The sequence below is a fragment of the Ralstonia sp. VS2407 genome (genome assembly GCF_052950655.1).
In genome coordinates this window covers 1-582 of record NZ_JBRFVG010000100.1, presented here as the reverse complement: position 1 = coordinate 582, position 582 = coordinate 1, and the positions used below count along the sequence as shown (strand labels likewise).

Genomic DNA, 582 nt, shown 5'->3' with positions numbered 1-582 from the left:
ATAAGAAGGCTGGGTTGCCTGCCGGAGTGAGGATCAAGGTCAACTCCATCGTCGATGAGCGCGTCATCGACGCCCTTTACCGCGCCTCCCGCGCCGGTGTTCCAGTAGACCTGTGGGTACGTGGTATTTGCTCTATCAGACCGGGGGTTCCCGGGCTCAGTGAGAACATCCGGGTCATCTCTATCCTGGGCCGGTTCCTAGAACACTCCCGCATCTTCTGGTTCGCCAACGGTGGTCGCCCGATGGTGGCAATCGGCTCAGCCGATCTCATGCACCGCAACCTGGACCGCCGGGTAGAAGCCCTTGTCGGCTTGTCCAACAAGCAGCACGTGGCGGAGGTTGAAGAGATGTTCGACATGGCCTTCGACCCAGGTACGGTGTCGTGGCACCTGCAGGATCGCACTTGGACCGAGGTGTCACGCGGACCGGACGACATCCCCCTAACTGACTTACAAGAAGAACTCATCCGACGCACCCGCGACAGGAGGCGGTGAAACCGAGATGGGGGGACACAAGGGGCCTATCCAGGCAGCTGGCGCCGTCGTACTACGCGACATTGATGACGGGGCTCGTGAAGTACTC

The 582-nt window shown here is 60.7% G+C and carries 1 pseudogene; it reads left to right on the top strand.

The annotated features are described in order from the left end of the window. A pseudogene (locus ACU8YE_RS24050) lies at positions 1-494 on the top strand (polyphosphate kinase 1); the annotation flags it as partial. Positions 495-582: the final 88 nt, after the last annotated feature.